This window comes from Dermabacter jinjuensis, assembly GCF_902381725.1.
In the GTDB taxonomy this organism is placed as follows: Bacteria; Actinomycetota; Actinomycetes; order Actinomycetales; family Dermabacteraceae; genus Dermabacter; species Dermabacter hominis.
In genome coordinates this window covers 1,201,927-1,223,827 of the sequence record NZ_LR698963.1, presented here as the reverse complement: position 1 = coordinate 1,223,827, position 21,901 = coordinate 1,201,927, and the positions used below count along the sequence as shown (strand labels likewise).

Annotated in this window: 20 protein-coding genes; 6 read left to right on the top strand and 14 right to left on the bottom strand. The window is 65.3% G+C overall.

What is annotated here, in order from left to right; all coding sequences use genetic code 11:
* Positions 1 to 24: 24 nt before the first annotated feature.
* Entirely contained in the window at positions 25 to 444 is a 420-nt protein-coding gene (locus FXY94_RS05280) for a hypothetical protein (protein ID WP_141740596.1), read from the top strand.
* Here the strand turns inward: FXY94_RS05280 and FXY94_RS05275 are convergent.
* The gene (locus tag FXY94_RS05275) at positions 441 to 1,952 is read right to left on the bottom strand and encodes a cell division protein PerM (RefSeq protein ID WP_016663986.1); all 1,512 of its coding nucleotides are present in this window, start codon (positions 1,950 to 1,952) and stop codon (positions 441 to 443) included. The two genes, FXY94_RS05280 and FXY94_RS05275, sit on opposite strands and share 4 nt — an antisense overlap.
* Before the next feature lie 132 nt (positions 1,953 to 2,084).
* Between FXY94_RS05275 and FXY94_RS05270 the strand changes: the two genes are divergently transcribed.
* Entirely contained in the window at positions 2,085 to 3,350 is a 1,266-nt protein-coding gene (locus tag FXY94_RS05270; protein WP_051120631.1) for an isochorismate synthase, read from the top strand.
* Here the strand turns inward: FXY94_RS05270 and FXY94_RS05265 are convergent.
* From FXY94_RS05265 to FXY94_RS05250, 4 genes are all read right to left on the bottom strand, one after another.
* Positions 3,331 to 4,455, bottom strand: a complete 1,125-nt coding sequence (locus tag FXY94_RS05265; protein WP_016663984.1) for a S1C family serine protease — start codon at positions 4,453 to 4,455, stop codon at positions 3,331 to 3,333. The genes FXY94_RS05270 and FXY94_RS05265 overlap by 20 nt on opposite strands.
* A 9-nt stretch (positions 4,456 to 4,464) precedes the next feature.
* Positions 4,465 to 6,129, bottom strand: coding sequence for a 2-succinyl-5-enolpyruvyl-6-hydroxy-3-cyclohexene-1-carboxylic-acid synthase (menD, locus tag FXY94_RS05260; RefSeq protein ID WP_016663983.1), 1,665 nt, complete (start codon positions 6,127 to 6,129; stop codon positions 4,465 to 4,467).
* Positions 6,130 to 6,146: 17 nt separating this feature from the next.
* A complete protein-coding gene (locus FXY94_RS05255) occupies positions 6,147 to 7,124 on the bottom strand; it encodes an o-succinylbenzoate synthase (RefSeq protein ID WP_016663982.1) in 978 nt (325 codons plus the stop codon).
* Positions 7,125 to 7,279: 155 nt separating this feature from the next.
* Positions 7,280 to 9,742: a phosphoketolase family protein gene (locus tag FXY94_RS05250; protein ID WP_016663981.1), complete on the bottom strand. Its 2,463-nt coding sequence runs from the start codon at positions 9,740 to 9,742 to the stop codon at positions 7,280 to 7,282.
* A 179-nt stretch (positions 9,743 to 9,921) separates the two neighbouring features.
* Between FXY94_RS05250 and FXY94_RS05245 the strand changes: the two genes are divergently transcribed.
* From FXY94_RS05245 to FXY94_RS05235, 3 genes are read left to right on the top strand one after another with little or no spacing between them, the layout of a single operon-like run.
* Positions 9,922 to 10,902: a 1,4-dihydroxy-2-naphthoyl-CoA synthase gene (locus tag FXY94_RS05245; RefSeq protein WP_016663980.1), complete on the top strand. Its 981-nt coding sequence runs from the start codon at positions 9,922 to 9,924 to the stop codon at positions 10,900 to 10,902.
* A gap of 57 nt (positions 10,903 to 10,959) precedes the next feature.
* Entirely contained in the window at positions 10,960 to 12,489 is a 1,530-nt protein-coding gene (locus FXY94_RS05240) for an AMP-binding protein (protein WP_016663979.1), read from the top strand.
* Positions 12,490 to 13,389, top strand: coding sequence for a 1,4-dihydroxy-2-naphthoate polyprenyltransferase (locus FXY94_RS05235; RefSeq protein WP_016663978.1), 900 nt, complete (start codon positions 12,490 to 12,492; stop codon positions 13,387 to 13,389).
* 9 nt (positions 13,390 to 13,398) lie between these two features.
* Here FXY94_RS05235 and FXY94_RS05230 read toward each other — a convergent pair whose 3' ends face one another.
* Complete coding sequence (locus FXY94_RS05230) at positions 13,399 to 13,683, bottom strand: DUF4229 domain-containing protein (RefSeq protein WP_051120630.1); 285 nt, start codon at positions 13,681 to 13,683, stop codon at positions 13,399 to 13,401.
* 37 nt (positions 13,684 to 13,720) lie between these two features.
* Here FXY94_RS05230 and FXY94_RS05225 point away from each other — a divergent pair, with 37 nt between their 5' ends.
* Positions 13,721 to 14,251, top strand: a complete 531-nt coding sequence (locus FXY94_RS05225) for a PLD nuclease N-terminal domain-containing protein (RefSeq protein ID WP_051120629.1) — start codon at positions 13,721 to 13,723, stop codon at positions 14,249 to 14,251.
* Between the two features lie 65 nt (positions 14,252 to 14,316).
* On the opposite strand, the gene FXY94_RS05220 is transcribed toward FXY94_RS05225, so the two are convergent.
* Genes FXY94_RS05220 through FXY94_RS05185 form a run of 8 tightly spaced genes read right to left on the bottom strand, consistent with a single transcriptional unit; the run spans position 14,317 to position 21,882 of the window.
* Positions 14,317 to 15,546: a GHMP family kinase ATP-binding protein gene (locus tag FXY94_RS05220; protein WP_016663975.1), complete on the bottom strand. Its 1,230-nt coding sequence runs from the start codon at positions 15,544 to 15,546 to the stop codon at positions 14,317 to 14,319.
* On the bottom strand, positions 15,543 to 16,337 hold the full coding sequence (locus FXY94_RS05215) for a nucleotidyltransferase family protein (protein ID WP_016663974.1): 795 nt from the start codon (positions 16,335 to 16,337) through the stop codon (positions 15,543 to 15,545). The genes FXY94_RS05220 and FXY94_RS05215 overlap by 4 nt, the downstream gene beginning before the upstream one ends.
* A gap of 44 nt (positions 16,338 to 16,381) precedes the next feature.
* Positions 16,382 to 17,203 carry a fructosamine kinase family protein gene (locus FXY94_RS05210; protein WP_016663973.1) on the bottom strand — a complete coding sequence of 274 codons (822 nt, stop codon included), beginning with the start codon at positions 17,201 to 17,203 and terminating at the stop codon, positions 16,382 to 16,384.
* The gene (gene ccsB, locus FXY94_RS05205; protein WP_016663972.1) at positions 17,204 to 18,250 is read right to left on the bottom strand and encodes a c-type cytochrome biogenesis protein CcsB; all 1,047 of its coding nucleotides are present in this window, start codon (positions 18,248 to 18,250) and stop codon (positions 17,204 to 17,206) included. It lies immediately after the preceding gene.
* Positions 18,247 to 19,872 (bottom strand): cytochrome c biogenesis protein ResB, encoded by a 1,626-nt coding sequence (resB, locus tag FXY94_RS05200; protein WP_016663971.1) that lies wholly within the window; start codon positions 19,870 to 19,872, stop codon positions 18,247 to 18,249. The genes ccsB and resB overlap by 4 nt, the downstream gene beginning before the upstream one ends.
* A 32-nt stretch (positions 19,873 to 19,904) precedes the next feature.
* Positions 19,905 to 20,654, bottom strand: coding sequence for a cytochrome c biogenesis CcdA family protein (locus tag FXY94_RS05195; protein ID WP_156979633.1), 750 nt, complete (start codon positions 20,652 to 20,654; stop codon positions 19,905 to 19,907).
* A 5-nt stretch (positions 20,655 to 20,659) separates the two neighbouring features.
* Positions 20,660 to 21,238 (bottom strand): TlpA family protein disulfide reductase, encoded by a 579-nt coding sequence (locus tag FXY94_RS05190; RefSeq protein ID WP_016663969.1) that lies wholly within the window; start codon positions 21,236 to 21,238, stop codon positions 20,660 to 20,662.
* Positions 21,235 to 21,882: a histidine phosphatase family protein gene (locus tag FXY94_RS05185; protein ID WP_016663968.1), complete on the bottom strand. Its 648-nt coding sequence runs from the start codon at positions 21,880 to 21,882 to the stop codon at positions 21,235 to 21,237. Before FXY94_RS05185 ends, FXY94_RS05190 begins: the two co-directional genes overlap by 4 nt.
* Positions 21,883 to 21,901: the final 19 nt, after the last annotated feature.

Below are 21,901 nucleotides of genomic sequence, written 5' to 3'. Positions count from 1 at the left end.
CGCCCATGCGGCACAATGGAATTCGTGACTTCCGAACCGAACCACCCTCAACAGGACCAGCCAGCCTTTACCCCCGAGCGTCAGCAAGCGTTCTCTCGTGCACTCCTGCTTGCCGCGACGTGCATGATCCTCGCGTGGGGTGCGACTCTCCTGCCCCTACCCTTTAGCCTGCTCGCGGGCCCCGCGGGCATCGGCGCCCTCGTGTTCCTCGTGCGCCTTTTGATTGTGGCGTGGCCGACGCCAGCCCGGCGTTCAGCGAGTGTCACGGCAGCCTTCGGGATCCCCGCCTCAATCGTGGTCATCGGTCTCGCGCTTGTTTCGCTCGTGTTTTACGGCCCGATGACCCAGTACCAGGAGTGCCTCGATTCCGCGCTCACCAACGCGGCAGTGTCATCGTGCGGCAAGGACCTGCCGGGCGCGATCCTCGAGTGGCTGCACCTCTAGTCTGACTCGCGCAAAGGGGAGGGTGCGCTCTGCGCCTCGCCGCCCTCGTCTGCGTCGCTCACTGCGCGCTCGGGTTTCTCCTCACGCTCGAGCGTGTCTTCAACGGCGTCAGCCTTGATGCCCTCACCGCCCGAGTCCACGCTCCTCTCGGAGCCTTCGCTCGATGAGTCCGCCACGCTCTCGGCGGCGTCACTCTCACCGCGTTCCGCGCCCTCATCTTTCGATTCGGCTTCTTCAACCCGTGCGCGAAGAGCGGCCGCTCCCTCCCTCACGCGGGCACGCCCCGCGCGGAACTGCGAGAAAACCCAGGTGTCGAGACCCGTTTGGCTCCATCCCGCAATGAGAGCGGCAGGCACGGACACGAGAAGTGCCACGGGAAGCACGAGAGTCGTGAGCCGCGGGCCCACGTGCGCGAGTTGAGCCGTGCCGATTGTCCCGCTTCCGAGCAAAAACAGCACCGCGAGAACGATCAGGGCGCCGATCGCGTACGTGAGCCAGGACGTGACCTTTGCGCGAACGTCGAAGTCACGGGTCTGACGGGCAAGGACTACAGCGGCGGCGATCGAGGCGAAGATCGGTATCAGAAGAAAGGCCCACACCCACGGCGAAAAGTGGCCCGGCTCAGGGACCGCGCCGAGAATCGGGAACGCGGGCAGTACCCCCGTCAGCGATCCCTCGAACGACGTGTGCGTGTGAGGGCCGAGCGTTACCGTCCCCGCGCTCACGAACGCCACCATCCACACGAGCATGGTGGGGAAGAAGGCAAGGGCCGCAAGCACGAGCGCAACCGTGCCAAAAAAATCCGGTTCGAGGCCCCGATGAAGGTGAATAATCGCGTCACGGCGAATCACCATCCACACCGTTAGGGCAACTGTCGCGCCGCCGAAAAGTCCAAGTACGAGCACGCCGATCGAGCGCAGCGCCGCTGCGTACTTCTCCGGCACGAGCGCGAGCAGCCCCACGCGCGGCGCCGTCCCGCTCTTGCGCCGCACGAGCGACGCCATGAGGCCGGCAGCACCGGCGATCACCGAAAGCGCGAGTGCACTCACGCCAGCGCTCACCGTCACGGGCTGAACGCCCGGAGTGCGGGCAAGCAGAGAGGCAACTGTCGCCATAAGCGCGTACGAAATTCCAAAGCCCGCAAGGATCAGCCCGAGCGCCGTGAGCGCACCGCGTTTGAGAGCTCCCGAGGTCTCCGTGAGTGTCAATGAGCGACCAGTGCGCAGCATCGTCGCGCCACACACGAGCGCGAACACGAGCGTCAGCCCAAGCGGCGGGAGTACCACCGTGCCATCGATCCCCACATCCTTAAGCGACAGCGCGCCACCATGACCGAGCACGACGAGGCACAGCGACACAATCACGGCATCGAGCGTGCTCGCCTGGGTAAGGGTGTTGAAGCCATGCGCAACGAGCACCGGGACGGCGACGATCGAAAGGTTGATCGTGAAAGCGATTGCGGCGGCCGTGACTCCGAGGAAGATTGGGGTCGCGTCATTTCGCCTCATCGCGGCCCCTGGCTGGTCGTAGAAACCGCGGTAGGTGCGAGAGCAAAACAAACGGTGCGCAATAATGTGGACATCATGCCCATCTTATTAGCCCCTGACGCCCATCCCCCGGTAGATCCCCCACGTTTTTCTGTGCGATCGGTCCAGCTTGACAGCCCCGTCACCATCGCCGAGCGCATCCCGGAGGACCCAAGCGCGCTATGGCTCCACGGATCGGGGGGCCTCATCGGAATCGGTGAGGCTGCAAGGCTCGAGGCCACTGGTGCCGACCGTTTCGATGCACTCGCGCGTGCGTTTCGCGCCGTGAGCGACAATGCCGAGGTAGAAGACCTCGCCAATCTCCGCGGGAGCGGCCTCGTCGCCTTCGCGTCATTCTCCTACTCCCCTGGATCCTCGCGCCCCTCACGCCTCGTGATTCCACGCTACCTGCTCGGCTCCGTAGACGGCTGCGCCTTCCTCACGATCGTGAGCACCGAAAACGAAGCAGCCGTCGGAACCTCCCCCACCTCAGCCGAGCAGGTCCTCGCGCTTTTTCAGGCCGGAAAGTCCCCGACGGTTGCCCCTCGCGCAATGCGACCCGCGCATTCGGGCGAGGCCTACCGCGGGCTCGTCAAAGAAGCCGTCCAGGAGATTGACGACGGCGTGGCCGAAAAGATCGTGCTTTCGGAGCGATTCGAGATCGACCTCGGCGCACTCGAGGCGAAAAGCCTCGTGCCAGCGCTCGCCTCCCAGCTCAGTCGCCGCTACCCCACCGCGTGGACATTCGCACTCGACGACATTGTGGGCGCCTCCCCCGAGATGCTCGTGCGCACAGAGGGCTCGACCGTGTTCTCGCGCGTTCTCGCGGGATCGCGGCCCGTGAGCGGGGACGAGGAACTGAGCGCCGAGGAGCGAGAAACGTTCCTCCACGACCCCAAAGAGCGCTCCGAACACGATTTCGCAGCACGCTCGGTGCGCGAACCGCTCGAAAGGCTCGGCGTGCGCCTGGCGCCGTCGGAAGGCCCCTTTGTGCTGCATGTGCCCGGAATCGAGCACCTGGCGACCGACATTCGGGGCGTCGCGCCCGAGGGCCTCGGGATTCTCGAGATCGCCGGGGCGCTGCACCCGTCCGCAGCCGTCTCGGGCACGCCACTTTCGGTCGCGAACGAGGTCATCGCGCGCCTCGAGCGCGTTGACCGCGCCGGCTACGCCTCCCCCGTTGGCTGGATCGGCGCGGACGGCGACGGCGAGCTTGCCATTGCCCTGCGCATGGCCCACGTGGGCGCCACTACGCTCACAGTGCAAGCGGGCGGCGGGCTCGTGAGCGATTCCGATCCGCTCACGGAGCACGCAGAAGCGCTCGCCAAAACCCGCCCGATCGTGCGCGCCCTCGAGGCGCTTAGCTCCCCTGAAGCGTGATATCGACGGTCCGCTCTTTCCCATCGCGCAGCACGGTAAACGTGTGGGTGCTGCCCACCTCGAGACTGCGAACATACGCGGTCAGCGCTGACGAGGAGCCGATCTGAACGTCGTCGACCTTCGTCACGAGATCCGCATTGGCGATTCCTGCCTTGGCCGCGGCGCTATCCGCAGTCACATCGACGACGTGGGCGCCCTGAACCACGGCCGACCCCGTGTTGGCCTCGCCGTCCTTGATACGCACGCCGAGGAACGCGTGCTTGGCCTTGCCGTTTTTCGCAAGCTGCTCCGCGATGAGCTTCACGGTGTTTGAGGGGATCGCGAACCCGAGGCCAATGCTCCCCGCTCCCTCGCTCTTCGACGCGTTCGACGCGATCGAAGAGTTAATGCCGATCACCTCGCCGGCGCGGTTGACGAGCGGGCCGCCCGAGTTACCGGGGTTCACCGAGGCATCGGTCTGGATCGCTGACGTGTACGACGCGGTCGAGGGGTCTTGGTTTTCGCTGCGCTCCGGGCGCGTAACAACGGGACGGTTGAGCGCCGAAACGATGCCGGTCGTCGCCGTGTTCGCGAGACCGAGAGGCGTGCCCATCGCCATGACATCCTGCCCCACCGTAAGGGCGGAGGAATCCGCGAACGTCGCCGGGGTGAGATCCTTCGGCGGGTTCGAGAGGCGAACGAGTGCGATGTCGGTGCTTTCATCCGAACCGATGAGGGTCGCATCGAACGTCCGCCCATCGGAGGTTGTCACGTTAATGAGGACCGCGCCCGCGACTACGTGCGCGTTCGTCACGATCGTGCCCTTGCCGTCGTACACGATGCCCGTGCCTTCTGAACCGCCGTTGCCGGTATCAACGCGAATCGAAACCGTGCTCGGCGAGATGACGCGGGCGGTATCGACCCACGAGTCCTCGACAACGTCACCACCGTGGCCGACCCTTTCAGCCGGGGTCCCCGACTGCGCCTTGCTGCGCGAGGCCTCACCGGGCGCTCCCCAGAACATAAGACCGAGGCCGGTTGCCGCGCCGATCGTGAAGATCGACGAGAGGAGCATGCCAACGATGACGAGGGTGGCGGTCGCAAGCCACGACGGTGATTTCTTCATAGGCGTGATCTAAACCCCGTTTCCTGAACGTTCGCTTCCGATATCCACAAAAAACACCCGGCGGCGAGCGTTGTGTGAGGCGGTCGACAGGCGCCCTGAGAGTTCACCGGGAGCACACCGCTCAACCTGAACGCCGAGCCCCTCGATCGCCGAAGCCAAATCAATCCCATGAGGCGTCGTGAAAAACCGTTCGAGAACCGAGCTCGGCGCCCCCTGGTGCTCAAGGCCCGAGAAGATGCGCCCGCCGTTGTCGTCCACGATCACAATGTCGAGTTCGGGCTCGCGCTCGGTGGGGCCGATGACAAAACCCGTGAGATCGTGAATCGCGCTCACATCGCCGAGGAGGACGCGCGTGCGATTCCGTTCGGCGAGGGCAATGCCGCTCGCCATCGACACTGTGCCGTCGATTCCCGCGAGGCCGCGATTGGCGTACACGCGCGCGCTATTCGATCCCGCGTGCTGTTCGAGGTCGCGGATGAGGGAACTCGCGCCGAGTACGAGTGGGGCGCGGTCCTGCGCGCATGCCTCCCATACCGCGAGCGCGGCCACGGCTTGCGGCGCGAGACGCTCACGGCCCCGCGCGTCGAGTTCCCTGCCGAGGTCCTTCCACGCGTCGAGGTAACTCGGCTGTTCCTCGGCGAGGCTCGAGGTTTCGACGTCGATCAAGGGAATGATGTGCGAGGCGTTGCGAGGCGCATCGGGCCATTCAAGGCGGCTGCTTTCGAGGATGACCTCGATGTCGCTCGCGCCGAGAAGTTGCCGCATCACGGGCCGAGAAAGCGTGGGGTGGCCCACGACGATGACAGTTCGCGGTCGAAGCTCGTGGGCTTCCGCGCCCATGACGTGCGCGATCGCCTCCGGATACATGGGCACGAGGACGTCTGCGCACGCGCGTGCATAGCTGCTCGGCTCGGCGAAAAGCGGCAGGCCCAAGCGTGTGGCGAGCGCGCTGGCTCGGCGCCCGGAGTCATACCCGTCGCCGGCGACGACCACGGTGCGGGCGGGCAGGTCGCGAAGAGGAACACCGGCGCGGTCCGCCGAAGCGGTGTGCTCGGGAATGCGGAGCACTTCCTCGACACGCTCGACTGTCGCCCACGTCGCCGCGAGCGGATCGCGAAAACCGAGGTTGAGGTGCACGGGCCCTGGAGATTCGAGGGTGGCGTGGGCCGCGCGCGCAGCCGTGTCGACCGCGAGCCGAACATCGGTGTGGCTCGCCTCGTGAGCACCGGGCGCGGGAAGGTCGACGTTGAGCACGGTGAACGGCGAAAAGAGCCCCGCCTGGCACGTCGTTTGGTTCGCACCGGTCCCGCGTAGCTCGGCCGGTCGGTCGGCCGTGAGCAGCACGAGGGGTATACCGCTATGGTGGGCTTCCATGGCGGCGGCAAGCAAGTGCGCGGTCGCGGTTCCGCTCGTCGTTCCGACGGCGGCCAGCTCCCCAGCTCGACTAAGTCCGAGGGCCGTAAACGCCGCGGATCGCTCATCGTGGCGCACGTGCACCTCGAATGCCGTGCTTGTGCGCTCGGCGAGGGCACTGGCTGCATAGGCGAGCGGAGCCGAGCGCGATCCGGGGGCAAGCACGAGGTGGCGAAGCCCGCACGCGATGAGGGAGGAAAGAAGGGCGTGTGCGGCCTCAAGCGCGCCCGAACCGGCACGAGGCGGGGCAGAAATATGCATGTCCCCAGCTTACCGGGCTACCGCGTGCGCGCCTCGAGCACCTCGGCTGCCTGGGAAATGCGCGCATGCCATTCGCGCGCGCGACTCTCACTCGCGCGGTACTTCTCAATGAACTCCTCGCTCACGTCGATGCGCCCCGCGGGAAGCGTGCCGTCGTCACTCACGAGCGGACGCTCGCACACGTCCCCTTCGAGGAGTCTCGCCGTGCCGAGCCCGCACGCATGCTCGAGCTCAGGAAGGGCCGCCGCGAACGCGAGACCAGCGCTGAGGCCGACCGACGTTTCGAGCGCGCTCGACACCACAACCGGAAGCCCCGTTTGCTCCGCGAGCGCAAGGGCTCGCCGCACTCCACCGAGCGGCTGTGCCTTCATGACGAGGATGTCGGCGGCTTTCGCTCGCGCCACGGCGAGGGGATCGTCGGCTTTGCGCACCGATTCGTCCGCGGCGATCTTCACGTGGACGCCGCGCCTCACCTCGGCAAGCTCGCGGACGCTCGCGCACGGTTGCTCGACGTATTCGAGACCGCCAGCCGCGCGATCGAGTTCGCGAATCTTCTCGATCGCCTCGTTCACCTCCCACGAGGCGTTCGCATCCACCCGAATTCTGGCCTCATCACCCAGGGCCTCCCGCACGGCCGCGACTCGCGCCACATCATCGCTGTGGGCGCAGCTAGCGTCGGACACCTTCACCTTCGCGGTGGCGGCGCCGAACGACCGGGCAAGCGCGTACGCGCGCTCCGGACTCACGACGGGGATCGTCGCATTGATGGGGATGCGGGGGCGCAGGGGCTCCGGGAAGGGAAGGGTGGCCTGCTCGAGAGCGGCGGCGAGCCAGGCCGAGGCCTCCTCTGGGCCGTATTCGAGAAACGGCGAGAACTCGCCCCAGCCTTCGGGGCCGAGCAGGAGGGCCGCCTCCCGCACGTCGATGCCGCGAAAGCGCGTGCGCATGGGGATGCGCACGATCTCGATGCGCTCGATCTGTCCTTCGAATTGCATAGGAGTTTTGGGGGTAATGGTGGTTCCGTTCGCGCGACTAGGCGGACAAGGGCCACCCGGATTGCATAAGGGTTGTGGGGGTTATCCGCGAGGTCTCGCCCCTCGCAAACCCCCACGACCTCTATGCAATTCAGGAAAGGGGAGGTGGCGGGGAGCTACTCGTTGTCGCCGCCCGTCACGTTCACGGCCTCGCTCGCGATAACCGCATCGTGCTGCTCATCGTCCCACACCCAGTTCGCGACCTCGGGAATGTCGGCGCCGTGCGTGAACGCGTACTGCCGGGCGCGAATACGCTCGTCAGACATGCGCTGGCGCAGTCCCGCGTACCGCGTACCGAGCGAATCGACGTGGTCGATCACATCCATGACGAGGTGGAAACGATCGATGTCGTTGCGCATGAGCATGTCGAACGGCGTCGTCGTCGTGCCCTCTTCCTTGTACCCGCGCACGTGGATGCGCGCGTTCGGGTCGTGGCGGTAGGCAAGGCGGTGAATGAGCCAGGGGTAACCGTGGTAGGCAAACACGACCGGGATGTCCTTGCCGAAGAGGCCGTCGAAGTCCTTCTCGGAAAGACCGTGCGGGTGCTCACGCTCATGCTGGAGACGCATGAGGTCAACGACGTTCACAACGCGCACGCGCAGCTCGGGGATCTCCTCGCGGAGGATTTTCGCGGCCGCGAGAGTCTCGATCGTCGGGATATCGCCCGCGCAGCCGAGGACGACGTCCACGCCCTCACCGTTCACCTCGGTGCCTGCCCACTCCCAAATGCCGATGCCGCGCGTGCAGTGCACGATCGCCTCGTCCATCGTGAGCCAGTTCGGGTTCGGCTGCTTGCCGGCGACGACCACGTTGATGTACTGGCGCGAACGCAAGCAGTGATCGTACGTCGACAACAGCGTGTTGGCGTCCGGCGGAAGGTACACGCGCACAACTTCGCTCTTCTTGTTCACCACGTGATCGATGAAGCCCGGATCCTGGTGGCTAAAGCCGTTGTGGTCCTGGCGCCACACGTGCGAGCTCAGGAGGTAGTTGAGCGAGGCGATGGGGCGCCGCCACTCGATCTCATTTGTAACCTTGAGCCACTTGGCGTGCTGGTTCACCATCGAATCGACGATGTGAATAAATGCCTCGTAGCTCGAGAAAAGGCCGTGGCGGCCAGTCAGCAGGTAGCCTTCGAGCCAGCCCTGCATCTGGTGCTCGGAGAGCATCTCCATGACGCGGCCCTCTTGCGCGAGATTCTCGGAGGCGTCATGGTCCTCGAACTCGCCATTCCACTGCTTTCCCGAGACTTCATAGATCGCCTGGAGACGGTTCGAGGCAGTTTCATCAGGGCCGAACACGCGGAAGTTATGCATGTTGTTCTTGACGACGTCGCGCAGCCACGTGCCAAGAACGCGAGTGGCCTCGGAATTCGTTCCACCGTGATGAGGCACGTCAACGCCGTACTCGCGAAAATCGGGGAGCACGAGGTCGTGGAGGACCTCGCCGCCGTTCGTGATCGGGTTGGCGCTCATGCGCTTGAGCCCCTCCGGCGCAGCATCGACGACCTCGTCGATGAACGCGCCGTCCTCGTCGACGAGCTCCTCGATCTTGTAGGACTCGAGCCATTCGCGCAGGTCGTTCAGGTGCTGATCGGTGTCGCGTGCGCTCGCGAGCGGCACCTGGTGGCTGCGCCACGAGCCCTCGGTTTTCTTCCCGTCGATCTCCTTCGGGCCAGTCCAGCCCTTCGGCGTGCGGAACACGATCATCGGCCACATCGGGCGCTCGATGTCGCCTTCGGCGGCGCGCTTTTTAATGTCGGCGATCATGTCGAGCGCCTCGTCGAGCACCGCAGCGAAACGCTTGTGCGTCTCTTCGATCGGTTCGTCGTCGAAGCCACCTTCGAAGAACAGAGGGGTGTGACCGTAGCCCACCATGAGCGAGCGAAGCTCATCCTCGCTGATGCGCGCAAGAACGGTGGGATTCGCGATCTTGTACCCATTGAGGTGGAGAATCGGCAGCACAACGCCATCGTTCTTCGGGTTGAGGAACTTGTTCGAGTGCCAGCTCGTCGCGAGCGGGCCCGTCTCGGCTTCGCCGTCGCCCACGATCGTGAAGGCGATCTGGTCGGGATTGTCGAGCACCGCACCGTACGCGTGCGAGAGCGCGTAGCCGAGCTCACCGCCCTCGTGGATGGAGCCCGGAGTTTCGGGGGCGACGTGCGAGGGGATACCGCCGGGGAACGAGAACTGCGTGAAGAGCTTCTTGAGGCCGCGCTCATCCTTCGTGATGGCCGGGTAGGTCTCGGTGTAGGTGCCTTCGAGGTAGCTCGCGGCAACGAGGCCCGGGCCGCCGTGGCCTGGGCCCGTCACGTAAAACGCGTTGAGGCCGCGCTGTTTGATCGCGCGGTTTGCGTGCGCGTACAGGAACGTGAGCCCGGGGGTAGTGCCCCAGTGACCGAGAAGGCGCGGCTTCACGTCATCGCGCGAAAGAGGTTCGCGCAGGAGCGGGTTGTTCATGAGGTAGATCTGGCCCACCGAAAGATAGTTCGCGGCGCGCCACCACGAATTGAGCTGATGGGCTTCTTCGGCGGTAAGTGGATGGGATGGCTCGTTCGGCCATTCGCGTGCGGAGCTCATGTCTCTCCCTGCCCATGACTGGGACTTGCACTAGTGGGGCGACACGGCGCAGGGCGGCAGGCCGCTCATGCGCCAATGCCGATTGCTTAATGTAGTCTACGCCTCATTTTTCACGAGCGCTTGGGTGGTTTCAGGCCTGCGACGGCGCGCTTTTCACACGAAGCTTTAAACTTGACATCATGACTGCAGCGCCACTTCCCGCCCCCGTATCAGCGACGTTCGACCCCGATCGTTGGCGTGACATCGACGCGGCCGAACTTGGCTCCGCACCGTTCACGGACATCACCTACCATCGCGCTGTCGAGCGCACGCGCGATGAGTACGGCGAGGAACAGTGCCGGGATCTCAACGCCGTACGCATCGCGTTTGACCGGCCCGAGGTGCGCAATGCCTTTCGCCCGCACACGGTCGACGAGCTGTACCGCGCGTTCGATCACGCACGCCTCGACCCGAGCGTGGGCGTCATCATTCTTACGGGCAACGGTCCCGCCCCCAAGGACGGCGTGTGGGCGTTCTGCTCGGGCGGGGACCAGCGGATCCGCTCGCGCAGCGGGTATCGGTATGCCGACGGTGACACGGCCGAATCGATCCGCCCGGAAAGCGCAGGCCGCCTCCACATCCTCGAAGTTCAGCGTCTCATCCGCACGATGGGCAAGGTCGTGATCGCTGCGGTCAACGGCTGGGCTGCCGGCGGTGGCCACTCACTGCACGTCGTCGCCGACCTCTCGATCGCGAGTAGGGAACACGCGCGCTTCAAGCAGACCGACGCGAATGTGGGCAGCTTCGACGGCGGCTACGGGAGTGCGTACCTCGCGAAGCAGGTCGGGCAGAAGCGCGCGCGCGAAATCTTCTTCCTCGCCGAGGAGTACTCGGCGGAGGATGCCTACAACTGGGGGGCCGTCAACCGCGTCGTGCCTCACGAGGAGCTCGAAAACGAGGCCCTGCGCATGGCCCGCGTGATCGGCACGAAATCCCCGCAGGCAATTCGCATGCTCAAGTTCGCCTTTAATCTCGCTGACGATGGCCTCATGGGCCAGCAGGTTTTCGCGGGTGAGGCCACACGCCTCGCCTACATGACCGACGAAGCGGTCGAAGGGCGCGACGCGTTCCTCGAAAAGCGCGAGCCGGATTGGTCGGCCTTCCCCCACCCGCAAGGCTAGGGTTCCGACGGTTGCCGGCAAGCGTCGGATCGACATTCTTCACCGAAAGGAGCACGCGTGAGCACCTCACATACCCCCGACCGCGAGTCGCTTCCGTGGCTAACGCCCGGCCCGTTCGATGGGACCGTGTGCTCGCAAGCTCAGTACGCGCGCGGCATCGGCGAGGCCCTCGCTGGTACCGCTCGCCTCTGGCTCGGCGCCCATGAGCGACCTGAGCTGATCGGCCCGCTCGAATGCGCGAAACCGCGCGAAAACGCGTGCGCGGGCTGTACGTGTGCGCGTTCTAACGCGGGGGTACGTGAGCCCGATCCGCGCGAGATCGCCCTCGTGGTGCCGACCTCCGGTTCCACCGGGACGCCGAAGTCTGTCGCGCACTCGATCCAGAGCCTCAAGGCCTCGATTCACGCGACGGCCTATGAGTTCGGTTCGCACGGTGCCTGGATGCTGTTTCTTCCCCCCACGCACATCGCGGGCGTGCAGGTCATCGCTCGGGCGAGCGTGGCAAGCACACTTCTGGGACTCGACGATCACGACGGGCTTCCTGGCGCACTCGCGCCGCTCGTGGATCTTTCGGGTCATTTCGATGCGGCGGTGCTGACGGGTGCAATGGAGCGCTGGAACGCACGTGTCCGCAGCGATCAGGCCCTTGCTGACCTGCCGCTTTACACGTCCTTCGTTCCCACGCAGCTCGAACGAATCGTGAGCGCGGCCGAAGCAGGTGATGCTGCTGTATCGCGCGCCCTCTCCCGTTTCGAGGCGGTCCTCGTGGGCGGCGCCGCGACTGCCCCTGAGCTCCTCGATCGCGCGCGAAAGCTCGGCGCACGGATCGTCACGACCTACGGCTCGAGTGAGACCGCCGGTGGCTGCGTCTACAACGGTCTCCCCCTCCAGGGGGTCGAACTCAAGGTCAACGATGAGGATCAGCTCATGATTACGGGGCCGTCGATCGCGCTCGGATATATCTACGAGACGGGCGCGTTCACGAATGTCGACGGCAACGATGCCGATACGCGCCGCCGCTTCTTTTCGACACCCGAGCTCGCCGCAACGCGCCTCTTGCGCACGCGTGACCTCGCACGCCTCACTCGCGACAAGGCCACTGGTCTCACGCGCCTCACCATCCTGGGGCGTGCGGATGACGTCATCATTTCGGGCGGGCGCAAAATCGTTCCGCAGGCACTTGAGCGCGTACTCGAGGGCACGGGCGAGTTTCGCGAAGTTCTCGTCGTTCCCGTCGAGTCGAAGGAGTGGGGCCAGATGGCTGTGGCCCTCACCGTCCCAAAGGTTGAGGGGGCGATGCCCACCCAAACCTGGACGGCGGATCTCCAGGCGCAGCTGACGGTCGCGACCGCCCTTACCGATGCCGGTTTCGCGCGGCACGAAATTCCCCGCAGCGTCCTGACGACGGGCTCCCTCCCCCGCCTCGACAGCGGAAAGGTGGACCGCAAAGCCGCCGCTGAGCTAGCGCACGAGGCGCTGCTCAATATCGAGGCTTTCGAGTACGCGAAGAGCCTCGGCACACGTTTCAGCGCCGACGGGCACCACGAGCTCGAATTCGGCGGGCCCGACGAAGAGGACAACGAGTAAATGGCGAGTGCAGCACAATGGATCGAGGGGGCCCGGCCCCGCACGCTTCCCGCGGCCATCGCCCCGGTCGCGGCAGGCACGGGCCTCGCCCTCATGCACGGGGGTTACCAGGGCAGCGTCACCGTCGGGCGGGCCCTGCTCGCGCTCGTGCTCGCTCTCGCCCTGCAGGTGGGCGTCAATTACGCGAATGATTATTCCGACGGTGTCCGCGGCACCGACGATGACCGCGTCGGCCCGTTCCGGCTGACCGGTTCGGGGGCGGCGCGGCCCATGGCCGTGAAGCGCGCGGCTTTCGCGTCATTTGGGGTGGGGGCCCTCGCGGGCCTCACGCTCGTGATCCTCGCGGGCGCGTGGTGGATGATTCTGGTCGGGATCGTGTGCATTCTCGCGGCGTGGTACTACACGGGCGGCAAGCACCCTTACGGCTACATGGGCCTCGGCGAGGTCATGGTGTTCGTGTTCTTCGGGCTCGTTGCGGTCATGGGAACGAGCTATCTCCTATCTGGGCGCACTGGGCTCGACGACCTGCTCGTTGCGAGCGGCGTTGGCCTGTGGGCCTGCGCGGTCATGCTCACGAACAACCTGCGCGATATCCCCTCCGACCGCGTCTCCGGCAAGCGCACACTTGCTGTCCGGCTCGGCGACGGTGCCACGCGCCTGCTGTATGCGGCGATGATCCTCGTGCCGTTCCTTTTGCTGATTCCCGTGGTTCCGCACGCTCCACTCGTGGCGCTCACGTTCCTCGCACTGCCCCTTGCGATGGCGCCCATCCGGCGCGTGATTGAGCAGCGCGCTTCGGGCCGAGAGTTAATTCCCGTGCTCGCGGCGACGGGCAAACTTGAACTCGTGGCCTCGCTCCTCATGCTCGCGGGGTTCGCCCTGAGTTCGGCGCTCCTCTAAAAGCAGGGGCTACTCACCGCGGTCGATGAGGCTGTCCTCTTCCTCCGCATCGAGCTCGGCGTCAGATTTGTGACCCCGCTTTTTCTCTCGTCGCTCTTCGACGGAGTGCTCAAGGTTCGAGGCAACCCCCTGGCGTAGTTTTCCGAGCGCAAGGATCGAGATCAGCATCGCGATGACCGCGGCGAGCGTTCCTGTGAAGAGCCAATGCACGCCGGGCATGAAGAAGTACAAGAGTGCCCACACCCCGGCAAAGAGGGCGAGGCGGATGACCGAGTAGAGAACATAATTTCGCATTACCTCCATTATCCCTCGTCGTGAAAGAATGGCGAGCATGCCTCGCTTGATCCTGGTTCTCGCCTACGTTGCCCTCACGGTATATGCCCTCGCGGATGTCGCGAACACTCCCGAGTCGCGCTCTAAGGGGCTGCCGAAGCTCGGGTGGCTCCTCGTGATCGTGTTCGTCCCTTTCCTCGGGGCGTTCCTGTGGCTTCTCGCAGGAAAAGACCGAGGTTCACAGTCGAATGCTGCTCGCGCGCCCCGCTCGCGTGCACCTCAGCGCCCGCTGGCCCCGGATGACGACCCGGCTTTCCTCGCGAAGCTCGACCAGGAAAACCGCGCGCGCCGCCGCGAGCACATTCAGGAGGAGATGCGCCGCAAGAAACGCGAAGAGGGCGCCTTAGGTAGTTCCGCAGCGTCGAACAAGCCGCGCCCGGCGCCTGGGCGCACACCCGCGCCAAAAGACGATTCGAGAATCACCCCTGCCAAGGGACCGCGTGATTACACTGTGCGCGACTACGAGCGCCCCGAAGACAAGCCAACGGGCGACCTTGAGGGCCCCGACGACGATGGCGCCCGCCGCTAAGGTCACTTCCCGTCGCTGACGCTAGGTGCCCTGCCCGCGCACGGCGCCGATATCGCCCGCCTGAGCTAGAGGCGGTTTGCCGGCGCTCCGGGCTCGGACATGAGGGTTGTAGCAGAGTGCTGCGGGTATGTTGCCTCGTATTCGCGCTTCCACTGGCGCGCAAACGCCGCGGCATCCGCGCGAGAAACGAGCGCCCACACGCTCCCGCCGAACCCTGCACCGAACGCGGAGGCGGCACGAGCCCCGAGCGCGCGTGCCGAGCGAACAAGCTCGATGGTTTCCGGAATCTGGTTGCCGAGCTTTCGTTCCGCAAGGTCCTGCGAGCGCAACACGATCGCCGAAAACGCGTCGATATCCCCTCGATTGAGGGCTGCGGCAGCCTCGGGCACGAGCACCTCGGACTCCTCGATGAACTGCTCGAGCCTCTGACTCGCATACCCCTCGGGAGCGACGCGCCTGAGCGGATCGAGCTCGCGCGAGGAGCGATCCACGGGCAATGAGGGATCACTGCTCCCGGTCAGCTCTCGCAAGACGCGGTGAAGCGATGAATCATCGCGTCCCTGCTGCTCGTTCCACGCTTCGAGCACCGCCCCGAGCGCAGCAGGCCCACGGTTGTACGCCTCGCGCGCCGCACCCGTCTTTTCGGCGAGGACCCCGCTCACGGCGATGACGAACACCAGATCTTCAGGAAGCGACGAGGTGCCGAGAACCGTCGGCGGATCAAACACCACGTGGCTGAGCGCGCCCGGCTGCGTCGCGAGCATCCCGGTGTGATCGAGCGACCCGCCCGACGTGCCCACGCCCGTGAGACCCGCGAGGTCTTTGAACCGCTTCCCGTTTTCGATCGAGGCGGCGTACCCCGCGAGATCCACGCGATTGTCGATGTTTCGCGTCCACTCTTCACGCGCGGGAAGGTCGTTGAGGTCCGCGAGAGTGAGTGCCACCGCCGTGAGGACCGCGGACGAACTGCTCATCCCCGAGGCGGGTGGCAGATCCGAGTCAATGGTGAGTTCAGCCGGAGCAAGCGGACCGAAGTTCGCCGTGAGGCGGTTGAGCGCCGTTTGCACGTAGTGGGCCCAGTGGCCGTTCGGCAACTTTGGGTCGCGCAGCGGGGTGAGTTCGGCCGGCTCGCTACTGAGCGACGTGCGGATGGTGAATGTCGAGGAAGCGTCGGGCTTGTTCCGCCCGCGCACCGTCACGGCCCGGCTCACCGCCGATACGAGCACCTGGCCGCCCCCGTAGTCAGTGTGTTTTCCGAGGACTTCGATGCGGCCCGGAACCCGCCACCCGGTCACAGGCGCACGTCCACGTGGGAGAGGCGCGCCTGAACATCGGCGATATCATCGCGGCGCGAGAGGTCGAGCACCCCGCCCGACACCGGCACGACCTGCACGCTTTCGAGCGCCATGACGGCATCGACGATCTCGTACTCGCCGCGGGCCGACGGCGCGATGCTTCGGCACGCCTCAAAGATGGACGGATCGAACGCGAAAAGGTTCATCGACACCGGTGCGCTCTCGCCAAACTCGGCACGTTCGGACTCGGACGGTTTCTCGATCATGCCGGTCAGGCGGTTGCCCTCGTGCCTGATGAGCGCGAACGAGGCGATTCTCTCGGCGGGAATGTTGCTGTTTTCGATGAGCGACGCCCGGTCAAAGCCCGCGATTGCGCTCCCCGACACCTTCGCCATGGCCTCGAGGGCTTCGCGCGGGTAGAGGTTATCGCCGTTGACCATGAGCATCGACTCCTCCACCACGACGCTCGCAGCGCTCGCGAGGGCGTTCGCCGTGCCGAGAGGCTCATCCTGGACCGCAAAGTCAATGCGCAGGCGGCTCGGCGCGAGCGCGCGGACATGCGCGCTGAACGCCTCGTGTTCGGGCGCGACAACGACGACGGCCCGCGTGATGCCCGCATCCGCAAGCGCACTGAGCGAATAGTCGATGAGGCGATGCGCGCCGATCGGCATGAGCGCCTTGTAGCCGAGGCTTGCGGCGGCAGCCTGCTCGGCACTCAAGCTCGTGCTTTCGCCCTCAGCGCGCATGCGCGTGCCAAGGCCGCGGGCGAGAATTACAGCGGTGGTGATCACGGGGTTCCTCCGAACCAAGGGTTGTTCCCTGACGGGTATTAATCCTAGGCGTAGCGCCGCGCGATCGTGAGCGCCTCGCCGGCGTACCCGCCGCCAAAAAGTGCGGCGTGCAGGAGCACAAGATGCAGCGAATGGAGAGCGAGAACGTCTCGCCACTCATGCGCGAGTGGATGCGCTGCTTCGTAGCCTTCGACCACGTGGGCGAGATGCGGCGCTCCGAACAAGTGAAGGGCCGCGAGGTCATCCAGACGGTGGCCGGAATACGCCGCGGGATCGATCAACACTGCCCCCTCGGAATCAAAAAGCACGTTGCCCGCCCACAGATCACCGTGGACACGTGCGGGAGGCTCGTCGTCATCAAAATCACCGGCGCACAGCCTCGACATGAGACGCCTGAAAACTTTGCGCTGCTCCGCGTCGAACAGATCCCCCGACGCGCGCACGAGCGGGTCGACCCGCGCATTCGCGAACATCGCGCCCCACGAAAGGTACTCGCCTTCCTGCGCGAGGGGAAGCGCAAGCTGCTCGCCCGCGGGCCCCTGGAGACCGTCTCCCCGCCACGCGCGGCCTTCGGCATCGACCGGCCCGAGCCCGAAACTCCGCTCGCCACTCTCACTCGCGCGGCCGCAACCAGCGCCATGCGTCACGGCGAGTGCCGCGCCAAAGTCGCGCGCCGCACGCGCGCTAGGCGCTACGTGCGAAATGCGTTCGAGGCACAGCTGGGAGGCGTCGGACCCCACGATCCCGACCACCCGAGCACCACCGCTCGTCGCGGCCTCCTCAAGCCACTCGAGACCCGCGCGTTCCCACTGGATCGCGCGCGCGGTCCCAGGTTTGCGGAAGACGTCGCACTCACGCACCGACATTTACAGGCCCGAGTACGAATGCAAGCCGTTGATGACCGTGTTGACGATCGTGTAATTGAAGATCACGCACACGAAACCGGCGATGCAGAAGTACGCGGCGGTCTTTCCTCGGAAACCCACCGTCGCGCGCGCGTGGAGGTACACCGCGTACACGATCCAAATGACGAACGTCCACGTTTCCTTCGGATCCCAGTTCCAGTAGCGCCCCCACGCATAGTTCGCCCAAATAGCACCAAAGATCAGCGTGAACGTCCACAGCACAAAGCCCACGGCCGTCGTTTGAAATGCAACCTGCTCGAGGCGCTTGGCGTTGGGAACCCGCTCGAGCACCCGCTCGAGAAGCGACGAGCCCGCCTCATTCCCCGCCTCGAGGCGACTCTCACGCGAATGCTGGAGCAGCTGCAGCAGCGCGACAACGGCGGACAGGGAGAACAGGGCCATCGAGAGGATCGCCACGATCACGTGAATCACGAGCCACGGCGAATTCTGGAGGCTCGGCGTGAGGTGCGCGGCCGGCAAATACCACGACGTGTACGCGATGACCATAATGAAAAGGACGGGCGTAAGCACGAAGAGTCCAAGCCTACGCATGTCCCGCACTCGGTGCGCGAGCAGCAGAAATATTGCCATGATGACGGCCGCCCCGGTCATCGAGAACTCGTACATGTTGCCCCACGGCACACGCTGAGTCGCGATACCGCGCGCAATGACGCCGAGGAGCTGGAAGGCGGTCGCGATCGTCGCAGCCCCCAGGGCGAAGCTCAGCGGACTCATTCCACGTGCAGGCGTGAGTTCGGCCTCGGCATCGTCGGCGCCGTCAGAAAGGTCGAGATCCGCGGCAGGGGCAGAGCCGGCGAAATTGGAGCTCGCAGGCGCGCCGACGGTGGCGAGCTCACGCTCGCGCGCTTTCTTCGCGAGGCGCACATCCGAGCGCACCCGAACCGCTTTCGCGAGATCGATGGCAAAGGCGACGAACGCCATCATGTACACGACCATCGCGAGCAGGATGAAGAAATCCGATGCCGCGGCGAGCTGCTGAAAATTCACTGACGGGGTCCTTTTCCTCGAGGAACGGCGGAGGGGGAGGCAGGCGCGAGGTGGTCGGCGAGGCGGGCCACGTCGTTCGCGAGGGCGAAGTCTTCGCTACGCGCAAGACCAGCAACCTCGATCTCTACGCCTTCGCCCGCGGGGATCGCGCGCACCCACAGGCGGCGGCGCGGGATGAAGAGCGAAAGCATGAGGCCAGCGGCCGCGGTGAGCGCCATCGCAAGCGTGAAACCCTGCCAGGGGTCATGCTTCACGTCGAAAGCAGCATAGCGCTTGACGCCGCGAAACTCGATGCTCGAGCCATCGGGAAGATCGAAGCTCTCCCCGGGCGAAAGGCTCATGAGCAGAGGTTTCCCATCGGCTTGGGTCACTTGGTCAAGCGTGGAGACGTCGATCTGATAGGCGTTGGTGGGCACGCCGGCATCGAGGCCCAGGTCACCGGTGTGCGCCGTGAGGAAGAGCTTCGGTTCCACGAGGCCCGCGTATGTCGAGTGGGGGCCGCGCTCATCGACGACGGCCGTCGGCGCGAAGATCCCCACGAGAGCCATTTGCTTCGGGGACGCATCGGGTATCTTCAACACGATCTGGCCGGTGTAGTTTTTGTCGTTCGAGACGGCACGAACGGGCCCGTCCGCGACGACGTTCCCCTCGGGGTCACGCACGGTGAGGATGGGGGCGTAGCCGTTGCCGAGAAGAAACGCGCTCGCGCCATCGACCTCGAGGGGCTCGTTCACGCGCACGCGCTTGCGGAATGTTTCGCGGCTCGGTGCCTCAACGGTAAGGTCCGCCTCGAACTTCGTGGGCAGCCCGAAGGCCTTCGGATTCGAGGTATCGGTCGAGAACTCCGCGCGAAACTCGTCGAGCGTGAAGCGGAACGGCGGGAGATCGTCGGGATTGAACCACGCGCCCGACTCAAACGTGTCGTAGCCGGTCAGAGAGTTCGCAAACCCCTCCCCCTCGACGACGGTGATTTGCCCGCGATATGACGTGAGATAGCCGAGCCCCACGCCGATGAGGACGCCGAGGAGCGCGATGTGAAACACGAGATTGCCGGCTTCGCGCAAATACCCGCGCTCGGCGCTCACGCTCAGCGCACCCGTTTCCTCCTCGAGGTGCCGCACGCGATAGCCGGTCCGCTTGAGGCGCTTTCCGGCGCGATCCTGGATATCCTTCGCCGTGGCTGCCTCGACAGGACGTCTCGTGTAGCCAGTGAAGCGCGTAAGCCGGCGCGGCGTGCGGGGCGGCTGCGCGACAACCTGACGCGCGTATGTCACGCAGCGCGGAAGCACACAGCCCACGAGGGAAATGAACAGCAGAAGGTAAATCGCGCTAAACCACGGCGAGGTAAAAACCTCGAAGAATCCTGCCCAGTCAAGAAGCTCGCCCCACCAGCCGTTCTCGGCCAAGAACTGATCCGTTTGCGCGGGATTCACGGAGCGTTGCGGCAAAAGCGACCCGGGCACAGCCGCGACCGCGAGCAGAAGAAGCAGCACGAGCGCCGTGTTCATGCTCGTGAGCTGGCGCCAGATGAAGCGCAAGCTTCCGCGCAGGCCGAGACGCGGCAGGGTGGGCTCGCTAGCGGGAGTGGGGTCGGGGGTGTCCGACGCTTGCTGGGCTTTCACCGCGGCTTCTCCTTTCGTGTGATTCGGGCCGGTCATATGACGGTCGTAAACGAGCCGGTCCACGTGGCAAGCTGCGCCATCCAGGCGCTCCACTGCCCCGTGAGAAGCAGCGTGCCGATCACGATGAGTAGCGCACCGCCGGCCACGGTGACGGATCGACGATGACTCTTGAGCCACGCCGACCACGTCAGTGCGCGGTCAAAGAGAAGGGCGAACGCGAGAAACGGGAGGCCGAGACCGAGCGAATAGGCGAGGGCGAGGAGCGCGCCGCGACTCGCGCTCCCGCCGTCGAGAGCGAGCGTGCTCACGGCGGCGAACGTCGGTCCGATGCACGGCGTCCAACCGAAACCGAAGATGATGCCCATGAGCGGGGCGCCCCACAGTCCGGCATCGGGCCGTTTCTTCACGCGCATCTCCCCGCTCAGACGCGGGAAGAGGCCGATGAACAGGAGTCCCATAAGAATCACGAGGACGCCTGCAATGCGGTTGATCCACGTGGTGTGTGCGCTGAGGGTGTACCCAATGGCCCCAACGAAACCGCCCATGACCATGAAGATCGCGGTAAAGCCCAGCACAAACAGAAAAGCTCCCAGGGCGAGGCGACCGGTGCGATTATTCTTCTCTTCCCTCTGGCCGGCCAAGCCGGAGACGTAGGCGAGGTAGCCGGGAACGACCGGGAATACGCACGGCGACATGAATGCCACGATCCCCGCGAGCGCGCTCACGGCAGCGGCGAGAAGAAGCGAACCGTCGAGAACAGTGCTCGCAAACACGTGCTGGATTTCGGTCATTCGGAGAGGACCCGATCGATCATCGCGCCAAGGATCGAGGGGTCGGCGAGGCCGGAGATACGCGCGGCAACCCTCCCCTTCGCGTCAAACACGAGAGTTGAGGGCACGGCATTCGGGGAGACCTGCCCGCGAAGTGCATACATGATGGTGCCGTCCCGGTCGGGGATCGACGGGTAGGGAATCGAAAACTTTTGCTCAAACGCCTGGGCAGGACCGGCTTCGTCTCGCACGTTCACGCCGACGAACGTCACGCCTTTGCTCGCGTAGGTGTCGTGGAGTTTGACGAGGTCGGGAGCCTCCTTGCGGCATGGTGCACACGAGGCGTACCACACGTTGAGCACGACCGGGGCGCCACGCTTCTCACTCAGCGTGAAAGTCTCGCCACTAAATGTCTCGCCCGAGAAGTCGTAGGCATCGCCGCGCTTGTCGACCGCGATTTCGGTGCTCACGCCCGAGCCTTCAACGTAGCCGGTGTCGTAGCGCGCGGAGGTATCCGTGCTCGCGCAACCCGCGAGGCCCACAATCCCCAAGGGAAGAGCCAGCGCCGCACGACGCGTGAAAGATACGTTCCTCATGTGAGCTTCCCTCCCGTGGCATCCACCGCGCCCTCGTAGAGCGCGGCGGCAGGCTCCGCATACTCGACGTGATCAAGATGCTCCCCGCTGAACACGAGGGAGGTCACGGATGCGAGGCCGCATTCACGCTTGCGCGGGTCGTGCAACATCGGCTTGTGCTCTGCGGCGCGGCGCGTGAGCCAGATTGGCAGCTGGTGCAGCACGAGCACTGCCTCGTGCCCCTCGGCGGCGTATCGAGCATCGCGCACCGCCGCCATGACGCGATCCACCTGGTCGCGGTATCGCTCGCCCCAACTCGGGCGAAACGGGTTCACGAAGTACTTCCAGTTCTTCGGATTGGTGAAGCTCGCTTCGCCGTGGCCAATCCTGTGGCCTTCAAAGTGATTGAGGGCCTCCGTGAGGCGTTCGTCAGTCTCAATCTCAAGCCCGTGCGGTTCAGCGATCGGCTTTGCCGTTTGCTGCGCGCGCAACAGTGGAGAGGCCACCACCTTCGCGATGTCACGCTCCGCAAGAGCCGCGCCCGTCAAGCGGGCCATCTGTTCACCGCGCTCCGAAAGGCGATAGCCGGGCAGGCGTCCATAGAGGATCTTTCCCGGGTTATGCACTTCACCGTGCCGAACCAGGTGAACGATCGTCTCAGTCATAAGCCCCTCTCGAAGGTAG

Coding starts and splice junctions, on each gene's coding strand:
- FXY94_RS05275 (WP_016663986.1), bottom strand. CDS start 1,952: ATGAGGCGAAATGACGCGACCCCAATCTTCCTCGGAGTCACGGCCGCC.
- FXY94_RS05265 (WP_016663984.1), bottom strand. CDS start 4,455: ATGAAGAAATCACCGTCGTGGCTTGCGACCGCCACCCTCGTCATCGTT.
- menD (WP_016663983.1), bottom strand. CDS start 6,129: ATGCATATTTCTGCCCCGCCTCGTGCCGGTTCGGGCGCGCTTGAGGCC.
- FXY94_RS05255 (WP_016663982.1), bottom strand. CDS start 7,124: ATGCAATTCGAAGGACAGATCGAGCGCATCGAGATCGTGCGCATCCCC.
- FXY94_RS05250 (WP_016663981.1), bottom strand. CDS start 9,742: ATGAGCTCCGCACGCGAATGGCCGAACGAGCCATCCCATCCACTTACC.
- FXY94_RS05245 (WP_016663980.1), top strand. CDS start 9,922: ATGACTGCAGCGCCACTTCCCGCCCCCGTATCAGCGACGTTCGACCCC.
- FXY94_RS05235 (WP_016663978.1), top strand. CDS start 12,490: ATGGCGAGTGCAGCACAATGGATCGAGGGGGCCCGGCCCCGCACGCTT.
- FXY94_RS05230 (WP_051120630.1), bottom strand. CDS start 13,683: ATGCGAAATTATGTTCTCTACTCGGTCATCCGCCTCGCCCTCTTTGCC.
- FXY94_RS05225 (WP_051120629.1), top strand. CDS start 13,721: ATGCCTCGCTTGATCCTGGTTCTCGCCTACGTTGCCCTCACGGTATAT.
- FXY94_RS05210 (WP_016663973.1), bottom strand. CDS start 17,203: ATGTCGGTGCGTGAGTGCGACGTCTTCCGCAAACCTGGGACCGCGCGC.
- FXY94_RS05190 (WP_016663969.1), bottom strand. CDS start 21,238: ATGAGGAACGTATCTTTCACGCGTCGTGCGGCGCTGGCTCTTCCCTTG.
- FXY94_RS05185 (WP_016663968.1), bottom strand. CDS start 21,882: ATGACTGAGACGATCGTTCACCTGGTTCGGCACGGTGAAGTGCATAAC.